We start from the raw sequence: 16,764 nt of genomic DNA on the forward strand, positions 1-16,764 counted from the left end.
ACCTCTTAGGAGGCATTTCCGATCACTGATTTTCCGCCTTTTTAAGCCCTCCTACACCTTCCGCCACCACATTCAGGCGCCGGTTTTCCTGTCCCCGTTTGTAACATCCGAAACCTCTTTATTAAGGCTGGCTGACACAGTCAGAGCGCCCTGCCAAGCCTTCTCATAAGAAAAATTACGCACTTCTGCCTAAAACAGAAAGTTAACAATTCGACACAGATCAAATAATTCGGAAGTTTTACCTCTTTCGTGGCATAGATGGACGAAAATGCACACTGTCCTCACTACCTAGGGGAAAGGAAATAAAATGGAAATTGGCTTAGATTTCTGGCTACAACTGATTGTTCTGTTAGCCTGCTTGTTCTACGCAGCACCGAAGGGCGGTATGACGCTCGGCCTGATGGGCGGTATCGGTCTGGTGATCTTCGTCTTCGGCTTCGGTCTGAAACCCGGTAAGCCCCCGGTCGACGTGATTCTCACGATTATGGCCGTGGTGTGCGCGAGCTCCTGCCTGCAGGCCGCGGGCGGTCTTGACTGCCTGCTGCAGATTGCAGAAAAAGCCCTGCGCCGTCATCCGCGCGCCGTGTGCTACCTCGCTCCGTACATCTGCTGGTTCCTGACCGTTCTTTGCGGTACGGGCCACGTCGTGTACACGATGCTCCCGATTATTTACGACGTTGCCATTAAGAACAACATTCGTCCGGAACGCCCGATGGCTGCTTCCACGATTGCTGCTCAGATGGGCGTGATCTGCTCGCCGGCCGCTGTGGCTGCCGTCTCGCTGATCGCTCTCCTCGACGGTCAGACCGTGGGCGGCCATCCCTTCGGCTTCGTGCAGCTCTTCTCCGTCGTGATTCCGTCGGCTATCGTCGGTCTTTTCCTCGTGGGTACGTTCTCGATGTTCCGCGGCAAGGATCTGGACAAGGATGAGAAGTTCCAGGCTCTGATTGCTGATCCGGAACAGAAGAAGTACGTTTACGGCGAAACCACCACGCTGATCGGTGTCAAGTTCACCGGCAAGCAGTGGGCGAGCCTCTGGATCTTCCTTGGCATCGTGGCAGTCGTGGCTATCCTCGGTTCTGTGCCTGAACTCCGTCCGATGGTTGGTAAGAAGCGCCTGTCGATGACGCTTGTCATTCAGATGATGATGCTTCTTGCCGGTATCCTCATGGTCATGTTCTGCAACGCCAAGAAGATCAGCAAGACCTCCGTCTTCAATGCCGGCATGGTCGCCATCGTCTCGGTTTACGGCGTGGCCTGGATGTCCGATACGATGTTCTCCAACCACCTGCCGCAGTTGAAGGCCGGTTTGACTGAATGGGTCCGTGCTTATCCGTGGGCTTACGGCGCTGTGCTGCTGTTGGTCTCCAAGCTCGTGAACTCTCAGGCTGCCGCTATTGCTACGGTGACCCCGGTTGCCATCGCCATCGGCACGCCTCCGGGAATCATTGTGGCCATGGCTTCCGCCTGCTACGGCTACTACATTCTCCCGACGTATCCGTCTGACCTTGCCGCTCTGACGTTCGACCGCTCCGGTACGACCCACATCGGTAAGTTCGTGATCAACCACTCGTTCATCGCCCCGGGCCTGATCGGCGTTCTGTCCGCCACGGCTGTGGGCTATGTCCTGGGTATGATCTACGGCTACATCTAAGAGAAAACTATAAAAAAATAAGGTAGAGGACGCTGCTTTCCGCGCCGGCCGGGCTCTTTAAAACAGATGCCCGGCCAGAAACAGGAAGAGGCGAAAAACGGAGCTTACGGGCTCCGTTTTTTGTTGTCTGACGAAAAAACAACAACCTCTCACAAAATTCGAAATTTTCCCGAAATATCAGCCAAAAAACCTTCACTATTCACACAGGTAATAACGCTATGCGGTTATGATTTGTGAAAGGACCCTATACTTATGGCTTACTAATGGCTTACTACTCCGGATTAGTCGTCACATGCGCCCCGGGCGCCATGGACGCCGTACTTGCCGCGCTCAAATCTTCAAAGACAGCGGAAGTACACCAGACCGACCCCGCCACCGGCCGCATCGTTGTTGTGATTGAAGACGACAGTGTGCACGGTGAAGCCGACAAATTTCAGCGTCTGCGCACCATGGAGGGTGTTGCGGACGTGAGTCTCATCGTGCACCGCAGCGATGAAGAGAGCGCCGAGGATGCGCTCCCCGTCTCCGCGGTCATCAAAGAACTCGATTAACGCAGGGGCCGTCTGCCCCAACATGCGGCCCTTATCCCATTTACCCCTCAGGAGAAGCTTATGCAGGAGAATACTCAGACTTTATCCCGCCGAGACCTTATGAAGGCGGGTGTTGCCGCCAGTGCCGCCGCCACCGTCGGTATTCCCATTACGCCGGTTGCCGCGCAGGCTGCGGCCGAGGCTGATGCCGGCATCCGCTGGCAAAAGGGCGTCTGCCGCTTCTGCGGCACGGGCTGCGGCCTGCAGGTCGGCACCCTCAACGGCCGCGTCGTGGCCACCAAGGGTGACCCCGAAGCCCCGGTGAACCGCGGTCTTAACTGCATTAAGGGTTACTTCAACGCCAAGATTCTCTACGGCAAGGACCGCCTCACGCAGCCCCTGATGCGTAAGAAGAACGGCAAATTCGACAAGAACGGGCGCTTTGAGCCGGTGAGCTGGGAAGAGGCTCTCGACGAAATGGAGAAACAGCTGCGCCGCGCCTACCAGGCAAAGGGTCCGGAAGGCATCGCCATCGTCGGTTCCGGCCAGTACACGATTCCGGAATCGTACTGCGCCAGTAAACTCATGAAGGCCGGGTTCCGCTCCAACAACATTGACCCGAATGCGCGCCTCTGTATGGCTTCCGCCGTTGTGGGCTTTTATCAGACCTTCGGCGTTGACGAACCCAGCAACATCTACGCCGATATTGAAAAGTGCGACACGATGGTGCTCTGGGGCAACAACATGGCTGAAGCCCACCCCGTCCTCTGGAGCCGCGTCACGGACCGCAAGCTCACGCACAAGGACACCCGCATCATCAATCTGACGACGGCGTCGAACATGTCTTCGAACATGGCCGACACCGAAATCGTCTTTAAGCCCAACACCGATCTTGCGATTTTGAATTACGTTGCCCGCGAAATCGTGCGCCGCAAGGCCTATGACCAGGACTTCATCACGAAACACTGCGTCTTTGCCACGGGTACCGTTGATATCGGCTACGGCATGCGCCCCACCTCGAAGTTTGCCTTTGAAGCCGAAAAAGACACGCAGGCAAAGCAGCTCAAGATTACGCTCACCCCGGAAGAAGCCGTCGGCCAGCGCCGCAAGGCCGGTCAGGTCGTTGAGCAGAAGCAGCCCGCGGGCGGCCACTGGCACATCTCCTTTGAAGAATATAAGCGCGGTCTTGAACCCTATACCTTGGACTTCGTCGCCAAACTCGCCAAGGGCGATCCCGACGAGTCGCTCGAATCCTTCAAGAAAAAGCTCGTGCATCTGGCCGACACCTTCTGCGACAAGAAGCGTGACATCCTCTCCTTCTGGTGCATGGGTGTGAACCAGCACGTGCGCGGTGTGTGGGTAAACGAACAGATCTACGCCCTGCATCTTCTCACCAACAAGCAGGCCCGCCCGGGTAACGGCGCATTTTCGCTCACCGGTCAGCCCTCTGCCTGCGGCTCGGCCCGTGAAGTGGGTGCGTTCTCGCACCGGCTCCCTGCCGATATGCTCGTCGGCAACAAAGCGCATGAAAAGAAGACCGAAGGTCTCTGGAATCTGCCCGCAGGAACCCTGAACCCGGTTTTGGGCAAACCCGTGATGGGCCTTCTGCGCGGTCTTGAAGACGGCTCGATCAACTTTATGTGGACGCAGGTCGTCAATATCTTCCAGTCCACGCCGAACTCGAACCACTGGCTCAAAGCCGCGCGCAAACCCGAAAACTTTGTGGTGGTCGCAGACGCCTATCCGACCCTCTCTGCCAAGGTCGCCGACCTGATTCTGCCGGTCGCGATGATCTTTGAAAAATGGGGCCTTTACGGCAACGCCGAACGCCGCACGCAGGGGTGGCATCAGATGGTACTGCCGCCGGGTGAAGCCCGAAGCGACATCTGGATGATGATGGAGCTTGCCAAGCGCTTCAAAATCAGCGAATGCTGGAAGGAACAAAAGGCGGGCAAGAAGACGCTTCCGAACGTTCTCGAAGGCGCCAAGGCCATGGGGTACAGCCCGGACGCCACGCTCTACGACGTGCTGTACGCCGGCATGAAGACCGTGAAGAACTGCCCGTGGCCTGATCCGAAGTACCCGAATGAGAGAAACTGCACCGCCGAAGCCTTGGGCGTCACCTGGTTCCCGGAAAAAGCGCTTTTCGCCGAATACCGTCAGTTCACCCTGGGCGACGGCCATGACCTCGCGGACTTTGACACCTACATGGATCCGAAGGTGCGCGGTCTCACCTGGCCTGTTGTTAACGGCAAGGAAACCGCTTACCGCTTCAACGCCAAGTACGACCCGTTTGTGAAGACCGGCGACTTCGAGTTCTACGGCAAACTCATGAAGGCGATTCCGCAGGGTAACCTCGACGGCATCACCGATAAGACGCCGAAACCGCTGCCGGGCCGCGCCAAGATCTTCTTCCGTCCGTACGCGGCTCCGGTGGAAGTGCCCGATGCGAAGTACGACCTCAACCTCTGCACGGGCCGTATCCTTGAGCACTGGCACACGGGTTCGATGACGCGCCGCGTGCCGGAACTGCACCGCGCTGCGCCCTCAGCCGTTCTTTACATGAACCCCTCTGACGCCGCCGCCCGTAACTTAAAGCGCAACGACCTCGCGCAGATCACAAGCCGCCGCGGTTCGATTAAGGCGCTTGTGGAAACGCAGGGCCGCTGGAAGTGCCCGAAGGGAACGGTGTGGCTCGCGTTCTTCGATGAAGCCGTGCAGGTCAACAAGCTCTGCATCGACGCCACCGATCCGATCTCGGCCGAACCCGACTACAAGAAGGCCGCGGTTTACGTGACGCGCGCGTAAAGAGGAAAACGGGTGTTCGTGCGCATCCTGCGGACAGTGTCTGCGGGATGCGCCAAAGAAAGGGACTCGGGCGGAATACGCCCCGCCCTTTCGCCTACGCCCCTAAGGTTCAGTAACAATGCTTAAAGTCACTCGACGCGAAGCGCTGGGAGTTACGCTTGAGGCCGCAGGTGTGGCGCTTGCGGCCGCTGCCGGCATGACCGCACTTGTGCGCCAGGCCCGGTCCGCGGCGTGGGCTCCGCCCCCGCCGGGAGCAACCGCGCACTTTACGGACTTGTGCGTCAAATGCGGGCTGTGCGTAAAGGCATGCCCCTTCGGGACGCTCAAACTCGCCGGTATCGGGGATCCTGCCCCGGCTGGAACCCCCTTCTTTGTACCGCGCGACGTGCCCTGCGAGATGTGCGAAGACATCCCCTGCGTGAGAGTGTGCCCGTCAGGGGCTCTTGACCGCCGGATGAAGGACATCAAAAAAGCGCAAATGGGCATTGCCGCGGTTGATCCCGTCTCGTGCCTGTCCTGGCAGGGCCTTCGCTGCGAAGTCTGCTGGCGCGTCTGCCCCGTGCGCGACAAGGCATTGACGCTCGTGCCGCATCCGCGTCAGATCTCCAAGCACGCCGTTTTTGTGCCCACGATCGATCCGGATCACTGCACGGGCTGCGGCATGTGCACGAAGAGCTGCCCCACGGAAGTTTCTGCGATCAACATTCTTGAGCGTAAGAGCTTTTTGGGCCGCATCGGCGAACATTACCGCTTAAGCTGGAAAACCAACCAGCCGCATCACCCGCATATTCCGGCCAAAGACGCGGCACCACAAACCGCGCCTGTCGCCCCTGCGGGTCTTGACTACCTCAACTCTGAGGAGGGCCTGTGATGACACAGAAAAAAGCCGTGCGTCACGCCGAGCCCCCGAAGTCGTTGTCGGGCTGGTTTGTGCGGTACCGCTTTGAGATTGCAAGGCGCATCGCGCAGCTTGCGGTTCTTGCGCTCTTTGCAGGAACGGCGCGTCTGGGGTGGACGCTTTTGGGGCGCCCGATTCTCTCGGGTGACTTAAGCGCGAGTCTCGTTTTGGGGACCATTCCCCTCTCGGATCCCTTTGCGCTCATCCAAAAGCTTGCCGCAGGGCTTATGCCGGAAGTGACGCTCATCGTCGGTGCCCTTCTTGTTCTTGCGGGCTACATCCTTCTCGGAGGCCGCAGTTTCTGCGCCTGGGTCTGTCCCATGAACTCCGTGACGGATTTTGCCGACTGGGTGCGCGTTAAGCTCGGGATCAAAACCGACTGGGTGCGCTTAAGCAGCAAAACCCGCTATGCGGTGGCGCTGGGCGCGCTTATTGCGAGCGCCGTGACCGGGTCCGCTGCCTTTGAGTGGATAAGTCCTCAGGCCTGGCTCTGGCGCGAAGTCATCTGGGGGTTCGGCCTCGGGGGCGCGAGTGCCGTTTTGGGTGTTTTCGCGCTGGACCTGCTGGTTGTCCGCCGCGGCTGGTGCGGACACCTCTGTCCTTTGGGAGCCTTCTGGTCGTGCGCCGGGAAGGTGGGCGTCATCAAACCCGTTTTCAACGATTCACTCTGCACCCGGTGCGGGGACTGCCTGAAAGTCTGCCCCGAACCCGGTGTCATCAACTTCAACCAAGCTGCCGGACGCGGCTTTATCACCGGAATGGAATGCACCAACTGCGGCCGCTGTGTCGCGGTATGTCCGGAAAAAGCCCTCACGTTCGGCGTGCGTCCGTTGGGCCGCAAAGTGATTGCGGTTCTCCCGGACACGGAAAACAATTCAACCAACAGGAGACAATGATGAAAGCACGTATTCTTACCCTTGCCGCGGCCGTGGCCGCCGTTGCTTTGATCGGTGCCTGCTCGAGCCCTCAGCCCGTCGACATCGACAGCATGAGCCTTGAGAAGACTTCGCCTTTTGCCACGCCCTCGCCCAAGCCCTTTACGATGAACGGGGGCCTCTATCGCGAAACGCAGTACGGGATGCCGGCAATGATTCCGCATGATGTGAAGAACTTCCACATCACAAAGAACTCCAACCCCTGCATGATGTGCCACGCTGATACCGCGAAAATCGGCGCAAAGAAAGTAAAGGGTGAGCCCGTTGCAATGCCCGAAACCCACTGGACGACCGTGGACGGCAAGAAAGTGATGCATCCCTCGCGCTACGAGTGCCTGCTTTGCCACGCACCGCAGGCTGAGGTGGAACCCCTCGTCGGAACGCTGCATTAACTTTTTTAAGCGCTCTGACCGACAGCAGCGGCCCGGAGCCGGGGAGGATGGCCTTCTCTCCGGCCTTGGGCCGTTTTGCGTTTTTTTGCCTCCTTTCGGCCTCTATAATTTGAGGCTCAAATTTCTTTGAAAAATCAGGCACTCTGCACAATGCGTAATGTGGTTATCGGGATGAGCGGCGGCGTTGACAGCGCCGTGTCCGCCTACCTTCTGAAAAAAGCGGGCTACAACGTCACCGGGCTTTTCATGAAAAACTGGGAAGACGATGACGACAGCGAATACTGCTCAAGCCGCCAGGACTTTATCGATGCCGCAAGCGCTGCTGACGTGATCGGCATTGACCTCGAGGCGGTCAATTTCGCCAAGGAGTACAAGGAGCGCGTCTTTTCCGACTTTTTGCGGGAATATTCCGCGGGCCGCACCCCCAACCCCGATGTGCTCTGTAACGCCGAGATTAAATTCAAGGCGTTTTTGGACGAAGCCATGCGCATGGGGGCGGATCATATCGCGACCGGCCACTACGCTCAGGTGCGTGAAACGGAAAACGGCTTTGAACTACTGAGAGGCACCGATCCGGGTAAGGATCAGAGCTACTTTCTGCACCGGCTCAACCAGTCGCAGCTCTCCAAGGCCGTTTTCCCCGTGGGCGCCATGTACAAAAAAGACGTACGCCGCATTGCCCGCGAGATCGGGCTCCCGGTAGCAGCGAAAAAGGATTCCACCGGGATCTGCTTTATCGGCGAGCGCCCTTTCCGGGAATTTTTAAACCGCTACCTGCCGACCGAACCCGGCCCGATCAAGATGCCTGACGGACGCACCGTCGGCAGGCACATGGGCCTCGCTTTTTACACGCTCGGGCAGCGCAAGGGCCTCGGTATCGGCGGCAGCCGCGACGGTAACGGCGAACCCTGGTTTGTTGCCGGCAAGGATCTCAAGACCAATACGCTCATCGTCGTGCAGGGGCACGATGATCCGAGGCTTCTCACAAGGGCGCTGACCGCCGTGCACTGCAGCTGGGTGTCGGGAAAAGCGCCTTTGCCCGGAGACCCCGTAACGGTGAAAACCCGCTACAGGGCGCCTGACGGCAGCTGCGTCATTGCCGCCGCAGATACGGCTGGAGGCACCATGAGCCTCACGTTTCCCGATCCGCAGTGGTCGGCAACCCCGGGGCAAAGCGCCGTGCTTTACGCGGGAGATGTGTGTCTCGGCGGAGGCTTTATCGATACTGTTGCGCCCTTTGAAGCATGATTGCCCGAAAGGCAGGCTTTTTCTCAGCTTTAACAAGGTTTTTTGAGCAAAAAAACTTAACTTTCGTGTTAGAAAGTCCTGATACCATACAGGGTTAATGGCACAGGATATTGTCTGTGCCTGACGTGTTTTAGGAAAGTTTCATCGTGTCGCTGTTTGAATCCGCCCGTTTTCTGACGTCCGCCGCGCAGGTCGATCAACTGCCCCCGGCCGGACTGCCCGAGATTGCCTTTGCCGGACGCAGCAACGCCGGCAAATCCACCACCATTAATGTGCTCACCCGACAGGGGAGGCTTGCGTTTGCCTCCAAAACGCCGGGCCGCACGCAGCTGGTGAACTTTTTTAACCTCTCCCGCAAAACCGGGGAAGGGAAAAAAGCCGGGCGCGAAGACATCGCGTTTCTCGTGGACCTGCCCGGTTACGGTTACGCCAAGGCGAGCCCCCAGATGCGGGCAAGCTGGACGTCGCTCGTTGGCGGCTACATTGCCGAACGCCCGAGTCTGGTGGGTGTGGTGATCGTCATGGATGCCCGCCGCCCCTTTATGCCGGCCGATGAATGGCTCATTCACTTTTTTTCCGACAAGACGCACGTGCGGCAGCTCTGGCTCATCAACAAGTGCGACCAGATCAGCCGCGCCGAACGCGCAAAGGTTCTTGCCGCCGCGCAAAAGCGCGCCCGCGAAACGGGACCGCATATTTTCGTACAGCTTTTTTCCGGTTTGAAAAAAGAAGGGGTGGAACCCCTTCAGGAGACGCTTCTTTCGTGGATTGATCCCGAAGGGCGCCTCTCCTGATACTTTAGAAGGACACACAAAATGCAGACTTTAGGTCAGTATCCGATGAAGCGCATGCGCCGCATGCGTCACGATGATTTTTCGCGCCGTCTGATGCGTGAAAACGTGGTCACCCCCAACGACCTGATTCTTCCTGTCTTTGTAAAGGAAGGCGAGCACGACCGTGAACCCATCCCCACGATGCCGGGCGTCTACCGCTACACGATCGACGAGATGGTGGCGCTGTGCCAGGAAATGGAAAGCCTCGGCATTCCGATGGTGGCCCTTTTCCCGCACATTGAAGATAACCTCAAAACCCCTGACGGCCGCGAAGCCGCCAACCCCGACGGTTTGATTCCCCGCACGGTGCGCGCGATTAAGGCGGCCTGCCCGAACTTAGGCGTCATGTGCGACGTTGCGCTTGACCCCTACACCACACACGGCCAGGACGGTCTCATCGATGAGACGGGCTATATTCTCAACGACGAAACAATTGAGATGCTCATCGAGCAGTCGCTTGCGCAGGCCCGCGCCGGCACCGACGTTGTGGCGCCCTCAGACATGATGGACGGCCGCATCGGCAAAATCCGCGCCGCCTTTGACCGTGAAGGCATCATTCACACGCGCATCATGGCCTATTCCGCCAAGTACGCCTCCGCCTTCTACGGCCCGTTCCGCGACGCCGTGGGTTCAAGCTCCAACCTCGGCAAGTCCAATAAGTCCGTCTACCAGCAGGATCCGGCCAACAGTAACGAAGCCCTCTGGGAAGTGGGTCTTGACCTTGAAGAAGGCGCCGACATGGTGATGGTCAAGCCCGGCATGCCCTACCTTGATGTGGTTCGCCGCGTCAAGGACGAATTCATGGCCCCGACCTTCGTCTACCACGTCTCCGGCGAATACGCCATGATCAAGTTTGCCGCTCAGGCCGGTGCCATCGATGAAAAGCGCATCACGATGGAAACGATGATCTGCTGCAAGCGCGCCGGTGCCGACGGCATCCTCACGTACTGTGCTCTGGATGTTGCCCGCTGGCTCAAGGAAGGCTGGCATTATTAATGCCTGACAAGCGGAAAGCCTGTCGCTTTCCGCTGTGACAACAAAGCCTGGAGGCCTCACGGTTTCCGGGCTTTATTTTCCGGGTGGTTTTGGTGCAAAACCATGCAGACGACCGGCACATCAGACACAATGCGCGGGATAACCAAAGGAGAAAACCGCCATGGCTCAGATGTCCGTCCGCATTGACGACAACCTCAAGGTGCAGGCCGAGATGCTCTTTGCCGAAATCGCCATGCCGCTTTCAACCGCCGTCACGATTTTTCTTAAACAGGCCGTCCGCTCTAACGGTATGCCGTTTCCGCTCAAAGCCGATCCTTTCTTTTCCGCTGAAAACCCGGCCTGTCTTTTGAAAGCCAAAGAACGGATGGAACGACAGTCAGGCCCGCACAGCGATGCAGAAGCACACAGCTCACGGAAGGCAACAAAAAGCCCGGGCATCAGAAGACATCCGGGCTTAGCCTCAACCTCAGCCAGCAAACGGCCGCCGTTTGAGTATCAGGCGAGTTTTGCAAGCAACGCGTCGGCTTCGGCTTGAAGCGTCGCCTTTTCGCTGTCTTTGAGCGTGAGCTTATTGGTCGTAAAGGCCTCACGGTCAAGCGTTACACCGCACTGCGGTTCAACGACGTCAGCGCGCACAAACATGAGAAGCTCCGTCAGTTTGGCAAGCACAAAAGAGGCCGCGCTGCCGCCTGCGGCGCCGCTTACTGCCACAATCTTGCCGGCAAGCGCCGTTTTGCGTTCGGGGTCGGAGGGATCGCTCGGGCGCGAGAGCCAGTCAACTGCGTTTTTAAGCAACCCGGGATAACTGTGGTTGTATTCGGGCGTCATGATCCAGAGCGCATCGGCCTCGGTCACTTTGCGGCGCAGCTCAGCCACTGCCGGCAGTACCGGGTTTTCACAGTCCTGATTCACAAGCGGCACGGACGCAATATCAAGAAAAGCGGTTTGGGCTTTTCCTGCCAGATGCGCCGCGGCTTCCTGAGCGAGCTGTCGGTTAAAGGAATCTTTTCTCAGAGAGCCGACAACGAAAAGAACCTTCTTCACTTTTTTCTCCCAAAACTTACAGATTCGGTTGGCACATGCAGTGCGCCAGAGGCTCCTGTGGCAGGCGCACGAGGCCTGAAAAATCCGTCACAACGGGCTTGATGACCGAGGGATCGATACCGACCGCCTCACGCACGGCGCCGCGGATATCAAAGACACCTGCGGCCTGCGCGGTGAGCCTGTCAATCCAGAAGTCAATAAAGGACGTCTCCGGCTCCACCCACAGGGGCTTTACAGCGGCATCAAGCTTAGCAAGGCGTCTAGCTTCATCAAAGGCAGTCTCAAGCCCCCCGAGCTTATCCACAAGCCCGAGCTGAGCGGCCTGGCGCCCCGTGTAGACACGGCCCTGCGCAAGGTCCGAGACCTTGGCAACCGGCAATTTTCTTGCCTTGGCAACCAAAGAAATGAAGTCCCGGTAGGTTCTTTCAACCGTCAGGCCCATCACCGCTTCAAACCGCGGATCCATCGCCTGCGAGAGATCCCGCGCGTCCGCAAGCCACGTCGTGGAGACGCCGCCCGTACCGACGAATAGTTTTTCCAGGGTCTTTTCAAACGTGGGCATCATGCCAAAAACGCCGATGCTGCCGGTAATCGTCATGGGATCGGCAACAATCACGTCAGAGGCCAGGGACACCCAGTAGCCGCCGCTTGCGGCCGTATCCCCCATGCTCACAACGACGGGTTTGCCGTCTTTGCGGACAAGCTCCAGCTCGCGGCGGATCATTTCGCTTGCCACGGCACTCCCCCCGGGGCTGTCAACCCGCAGCACCAGTGCTACGGCATCCGGTTCAAGGCGCACGGCGCGGATCTGATCGGCAACCGTTCTGTCGCCCACGCCCCCGAAGCCGGAATTGCCGTCGCGGATCTCACCTTCAAGCGTCACAACCGCGATGAATTTACCCTTGGCGGCAGAGGCGGGGCTGCCTGCCAGATAATCGCGGTAGTCGATGGTTCTTAAGCTGTCTTTTCCCTTTTTGCCGCCCTGGCGCTCGACCAGCAGGTCGTTCACCTCATCGCGGGTCTTCAGACCGTCAACGAGATTGGCCTTAAGCGCCACGGCGCTCATGTCGCCCGCAAGTTCCTTAAGCGTCGCAGGAAGCGTATCAATCATTTCGGAAATGGTTCCGGGCATAAAACCCCTTGCCCGCTGCATGGAGTCAGCGAGCTGCGCCCATGCGTCCGTCATCCAGTAGCGGTCGGCTTCCAGAGACTCTTTGGAAGGCGCCGAGAGCACATAGGGTTCCGGAAACGTCTTATAAGCCCCGGCCTTAAAGACATGTACCGTGACGCCCGCTTTTTTAAGAAGCTCGCCCCAGTAAAGGCGCGAGCTTGCCACGCCGGTGAGCATCACCTGCCCCATCGGGTGCAGATAGACGTCGCTTGCGTGCGCGGCAATGGCGTACTGGCGCTGGGAAAAGCCGCCGGACCAGACGGTGATGCGCTTGCCGGTTCCCTTAAAGCGGTCCATGGCGTTGCCGATTTCGTGAATCGACGCCATGCCGATGCGGGAAAGATCATCGAGCCGCATCAAAACGCCGGAAATAGCGGGGTCCGCGGCCGCGAGATCGAGCGCCTCCACCACGTCACGCAGCAGCGTCTCGCGGGGGCTCTCGGAAGTCAGGCGCGCAAGAAGGCTCTCGCGCGAAGCCGACTGACGCGAATCCACTACCGCCCCCTCAACCGGAATCACCAGTACCGTGCCGGGTGCGGCTTTTTCCGTCTGCAGCGCAAGCACAATCCAGCCGAGCACGACGCCCAGAACAATGAGGAAAATAAGGTTCATGAACGCCCGGCGTGTAAAGTCCAGAAGCGTCCAGCACCCGTGAAGGATGCCTTTGAGAATACTGATCATAGAAATTCCGCGAGGAAACCCGCGTCTTCAGACGCGGGAGGAATCGCGGCCCTCCTTTCTCAGTTCAGTTAAAAACATCTTTCGCTTCTCAAGAAGCGAAAGTTTCTTGTAGGAAATACCGGCAGAAATCTTTGTACCGTCCAGACGGCGCACATCGAATGCACCCGAGGAGCGTCTGCCAAAAATAAAGCCGACTTCCCCTTTGCACAGCACCTTGTCAAAGAGCCTGAAGCCGTGCACTAGGTACGGAGCCTGATGGCTCTTGCGCACACCGCCTTTGAGAATCGTCAGCTTGTGGATCTGGCGATTGTGGCGGCGCGTCTGTTTCTGAAACAGGTATTCGCCCCGACGTTTTGCGTCGAGGACGCCAGCAATGCAGAAAGCATCCGCGCAATGCGTCTTCGGCAAGCCCGCGACGATGCGCTTGTGTTTTGTCAGATACCCGTAGGTATTCGTGACAGGCAATTCGGGATGGCGCTCGCGCAGGCGGTTGAGCACCGTCCAACGCATGATGCCCATGAAAGTCTCTGCCCTGAAAGAAGCGCCGCGCCGGGGACTGAACTGCTTCAACTTGCCTGCGTGATACGCCTTGTGGCACGCCTCGCAGAGCGTAATGAGGTTGCCCGGCGCGTCGCCTCCCGTTTTCCGACTCTCAATGTGATGCACGTTGAGAATCAGATCTTTCGATCTGCCTTTGCAGGCTTGGCAAACGTGACCGTCGCGGAAAAGAACGTACTCGCGCACGTTCCAAAAGCCAAGCTGCTCGCCCTGCTGATAGCCTTCGCCTTCAATCTCCGGGTTTTTGATCTTCTGCATATCGAACACCGCCGTTTCTACGGTAACGGAGGTGACGGACAGAAGACGCAAAACAGCCTCGATGCGCGAAAGATGGGCACGGATGCGGTTTTCAACGGACGGCACAAGCCAATCCTTGTGCTTTGATCGAACGCGATTGTCAAAACGCGGCGCACGGCAGCGCATCTTGCGGTTGCGTCGGGCGCGGCGAAGTGCCAAGCGATCCGAGAGCAAGCCCGTCACGTCCTGCCGCAGTTCGACCTCGGAAGCCAACAACTCTTCCTTGGCGGTCGTTGCGCTCAGGCCGACGTGCTTGTAGCCCGCATCCACACCCAAGGTGATCGGCTGCTTGGTTTCGCCCGTCGGCACCGTCAGTTGAATCACAAAGGGCGTTCGGCGCACAGGCACGGCCTTCCCGGCCCGAAGCAGCTTACGCGCCTTGGGCGGGGAGCACGGCATGAGCGGTTGCCCGCGCATATTCAACACAAAAACTTTCAAAGTGTTCTCCATTGACGGATACCTCACGGGCTCCGTCTGCTCGACCTTGCGGTCGGTGGTGATCCTTCGCCAATGTTGGAAGGGGTTTGTTGTCTGAAGCACCGCTCCTACCTCTCAGAGCTTTTAACCGCAGACCGCAGAGTGCGGGGCTAGGATCGACATCCCGCGGTGCCTGTTTGCGTCCCGTCTTGCGACGGAACGGATTCCCAACCAACGGAGTCCGTCCGAAAACGGACTGAGGCTAGTCAACCAAGACTTGTTGCCAAGTCTCTGACTTCAGTCAGGGGTAGTTGACCAGAGACTCCGGAAAACGCAGGCTGTTGCGGAATAATTAATGATACCGCCCGTCGATGACGGGAAAATGCGCTTCAGCAACAGGCTTATGCAGACACAGGCGCGGCAGGTCCTTGGCAGTCGAAATCACGCTGTCAACCCACACCGGCTTTTGAACCGCCCTGCTGCGTCCGGCGTTACCCGTGCACCAGACCGTGAGCATCCCGAGGCTTTTGGCAGCCCTGAGGTTTCTCAGACTGTCTTCAACAAGCACACAGTCGCGGGGCTTGACCCCGGCCATGGCTGCCGCTCTCACCAGCAATGTCTTATCGGGCTTACAGCGCCAGCGTCCGAGCACATGCATGTCGCTTGAAGTCATTTCGCCTGAAAACACATCCTCAACCGCAAGGTGCCGCAGCACCCGGTGCGCGTAGTCGCGCGGGCCGTTGGTGAGCAGAAACTTTTTGCCGGGCAAGCGCACAAGAACGCGCCGCAGATAAGCCGCCGGCACCCGGGTTCTCGCAAGCGCCTCCACGTCAAAGTGATGCACGGCGTTTAAAAAGGCTTCAGCATCAATGCCTTCGTGACGGGCCAGCCCGATAAAGGTCGCACCGTACTGTGCCCAATAGGCTTCCTGCTTTGCCTGCGCTTCGGGTACCGGGATACTGAGGGCTTTGGCAATCCAGTGCCGCATCTCATAGTGAATGGCGTCAAACATGCCGGCTGATGCGCAGTAAAGCGTGTCGTCCATGTCAAAAAGCCAAACCTTGGGCGTGCGCGGTAGGGGCCGGGCCTCAAAATGCAGCAGATCCGGTGTCATCACTTGTCCGCGTTAATCATGGTACCCACCCCCTGCGGCGTGAGAATTTCAAGAAGCAGACAGTGATTCACCCGCCCGTCGATGATGTGCACGCTTCTCACGCCGTTTTTGGCGGCCTGAAGGGCTGAGGCAAGTTTCGGAAGCATCCCGCCCGAGATCGTGCCGTCCTTAAAGAGCGCATCAATGCCGGAGGCGGTAAGGCCGGAAAGAAGATTGCCGTCGCGATCCAGGACACCCGGGGTATTGGTGAGCATCACAAGCTTTTCGGCTTTAAGGGTCTCGGCAATGCGCCCTGCCACCACGTCGGCGTTGATGTTGTAGGCAAGACCGTCCTCACCCATGCCGATCGGGCTGATCACGGGAATGAAGTGATCCTGTTCAAGCGCCTGCACCACGGACGGGTTCACAGACTGAATTTCCCCGACCTGACCGATGTCGTGGTAGACGTTGGGGTCGTTGGTGTCCTGAAGCTTCAGACGCCGCGCGGTGATCATGCCCCCGTCCTTGCCGTTTAAGCCCACGGCGTGACCGCCGTAACTGTTGATCATCTGAACGAGGTCGCCCTGCACCTGACCGCAGAGCACCCACTCAACGACTTCCATCGTTTCGGGGTCGGTAACGCGCATACCCTGCACGAACTGACTCACCTTACCCACGCGGTTTAAGGCGTTGTTGATCTGGGGCCCGCCGCCGTGCACGATCACGGGATTCATGCCGACAAGCTTCAAAAGAACCACGTCACGGGCAAAAGCCTTCTGCAGTTTGGGATCCGTCATGGCGTTGCCGCCGTACTTGATGACGATGGTTTTACCGTGAAAGCGCTGAATATAAGGAAGCGCTTCGGAAAGCACCTCAGCCTTTAAAAAGGCAGGCACAAGCTGAGTATTCGGAGCAGATGCGTCAACCGGGATCATGTCGCAGATGTGTCCACAAAACAGGTGGATCGGAAAAACTGACACTGCAGGTCGCGCGAGATTCGAAATCCTCTGTCTTCTGCATTGCCCGCATTGTATAGCAGAGCGCCGCCGCGCCCGTGCAAACATTGCGTACAAAAATGCCGGCATCACACCGTATTACGGTTCTTCTGCGACTGCTTTCTGAAGCACCTGGCTCAAGTCAGCTCCGGGCAGAGCGTCGTAACGCCCTTTCATAGAAATTCCGCGAGGAAACCCGCGTCTTCAGACGCGG

The 16,764-nt window shown here is 58.3% G+C and carries 15 protein-coding genes; 10 read left to right on the plus strand and 5 right to left on the minus strand.

Annotated features, from left to right (window positions below; translation table 11 throughout):
- Positions 1–307 precede the first annotated feature (307 nt).
- The 10 genes from NXF97_RS05185 to NXF97_RS05230 all read left to right on the plus strand — a co-directional run bounded on the left by NXF97_RS05185 (position 308) and on the right by NXF97_RS05230 (position 10,829).
- Positions 308–1,654 carry an anaerobic C4-dicarboxylate transporter gene (locus tag NXF97_RS05185; protein WP_274956692.1) on the plus strand — a complete coding sequence of 449 codons (1,347 nt, stop codon included), beginning with the start codon at positions 308–310 and terminating at the stop codon, positions 1,652–1,654.
- Positions 1,655–1,917: 263 nt separating this feature from the next.
- Complete coding sequence (locus tag NXF97_RS05190; protein WP_074009680.1) at positions 1,918–2,205, plus strand: chaperone NapD; 288 nt, start codon at positions 1,918–1,920, stop codon at positions 2,203–2,205.
- 60 nt (positions 2,206–2,265) lie between these two features.
- Complete coding sequence (napA, locus tag NXF97_RS05195; RefSeq protein ID WP_274956693.1) at positions 2,266–4,992, plus strand: nitrate reductase catalytic subunit NapA; 2,727 nt, start codon at positions 2,266–2,268, stop codon at positions 4,990–4,992.
- Between the two features lie 118 nt (positions 4,993–5,110).
- A complete protein-coding gene (gene napG / locus NXF97_RS05200; protein WP_274956694.1) occupies positions 5,111–5,863 on the plus strand; it encodes a ferredoxin-type protein NapG in 753 nt (250 codons plus the stop codon).
- Positions 5,863–6,786, plus strand: coding sequence for a quinol dehydrogenase ferredoxin subunit NapH (gene napH / locus NXF97_RS05205; protein WP_274956695.1), 924 nt, complete (start codon positions 5,863–5,865; stop codon positions 6,784–6,786). Before napG ends, napH begins: the two co-directional genes overlap by 1 nt.
- Complete coding sequence (locus tag NXF97_RS05210; protein ID WP_274956696.1) at positions 6,786–7,217, plus strand: nitrate reductase cytochrome c-type subunit; 432 nt, start codon at positions 6,786–6,788, stop codon at positions 7,215–7,217. Before napH ends, NXF97_RS05210 begins: the two co-directional genes overlap by 1 nt.
- A 150-nt stretch (positions 7,218–7,367) precedes the next feature.
- A complete protein-coding gene (gene mnmA, locus NXF97_RS05215) occupies positions 7,368–8,465 on the plus strand; it encodes a tRNA 2-thiouridine(34) synthase MnmA (RefSeq protein WP_274956697.1) in 1,098 nt (365 codons plus the stop codon).
- Between the two features lie 146 nt (positions 8,466–8,611).
- A complete protein-coding gene (gene yihA / locus NXF97_RS05220; RefSeq protein ID WP_274956698.1) occupies positions 8,612–9,259 on the plus strand; it encodes a ribosome biogenesis GTP-binding protein YihA/YsxC in 648 nt (215 codons plus the stop codon).
- A gap of 21 nt (positions 9,260–9,280) precedes the next feature.
- Positions 9,281–10,294 carry a porphobilinogen synthase gene (gene hemB, locus NXF97_RS05225; RefSeq protein ID WP_274956699.1) on the plus strand — a complete coding sequence of 338 codons (1,014 nt, stop codon included), beginning with the start codon at positions 9,281–9,283 and terminating at the stop codon, positions 10,292–10,294.
- 160 nt (positions 10,295–10,454) lie between these two features.
- Positions 10,455–10,829 (plus strand): type II toxin-antitoxin system RelB/DinJ family antitoxin, encoded by a 375-nt coding sequence (locus tag NXF97_RS05230; RefSeq protein ID WP_274956700.1) that lies wholly within the window; start codon positions 10,455–10,457, stop codon positions 10,827–10,829.
- Here the strand turns inward: NXF97_RS05230 and NXF97_RS05235 are convergent.
- The 5 genes from NXF97_RS05235 to argB all read right to left on the minus strand — a co-directional run bounded on the left by NXF97_RS05235 (position 10,790) and on the right by argB (position 16,490).
- On the minus strand, positions 10,790–11,338 hold the full coding sequence (locus tag NXF97_RS05235; protein ID WP_274956701.1) for an NADPH-dependent FMN reductase: 549 nt from the start codon (positions 11,336–11,338) through the stop codon (positions 10,790–10,792). The two genes, NXF97_RS05230 and NXF97_RS05235, sit on opposite strands and share 40 nt — an antisense overlap.
- A gap of 16 nt (positions 11,339–11,354) precedes the next feature.
- Positions 11,355–13,190, minus strand: coding sequence for a signal peptide peptidase SppA (gene sppA, locus NXF97_RS05240; protein WP_274956702.1), 1,836 nt, complete (start codon positions 13,188–13,190; stop codon positions 11,355–11,357).
- A 27-nt stretch (positions 13,191–13,217) separates the two neighbouring features.
- On the minus strand, positions 13,218–14,495 hold the full coding sequence (iscB, locus tag NXF97_RS05245) for an RNA-guided endonuclease IscB (RefSeq protein WP_274956703.1): 1,278 nt from the start codon (positions 14,493–14,495) through the stop codon (positions 13,218–13,220).
- 319 nt (positions 14,496–14,814) lie between these two features.
- The gene (locus NXF97_RS05250; RefSeq protein ID WP_274956704.1) at positions 14,815–15,576 is read right to left on the minus strand and encodes a pyrimidine 5'-nucleotidase; all 762 of its coding nucleotides are present in this window, start codon (positions 15,574–15,576) and stop codon (positions 14,815–14,817) included.
- Entirely contained in the window at positions 15,576–16,490 is a 915-nt protein-coding gene (argB, locus tag NXF97_RS05255) for an acetylglutamate kinase (protein WP_022372383.1), read from the minus strand. Before argB ends, NXF97_RS05250 begins: the two co-directional genes overlap by 1 nt.
- Between the last annotated feature and the right edge of the window lie 274 nt (positions 16,491–16,764).

The sequence above is a fragment of the Duodenibacillus massiliensis genome, assembly GCF_928721995.1.
In the GTDB taxonomy this organism is placed as follows: domain Bacteria; phylum Pseudomonadota; class Gammaproteobacteria; order Burkholderiales; family Burkholderiaceae_F; genus Duodenibacillus; species Duodenibacillus massiliensis.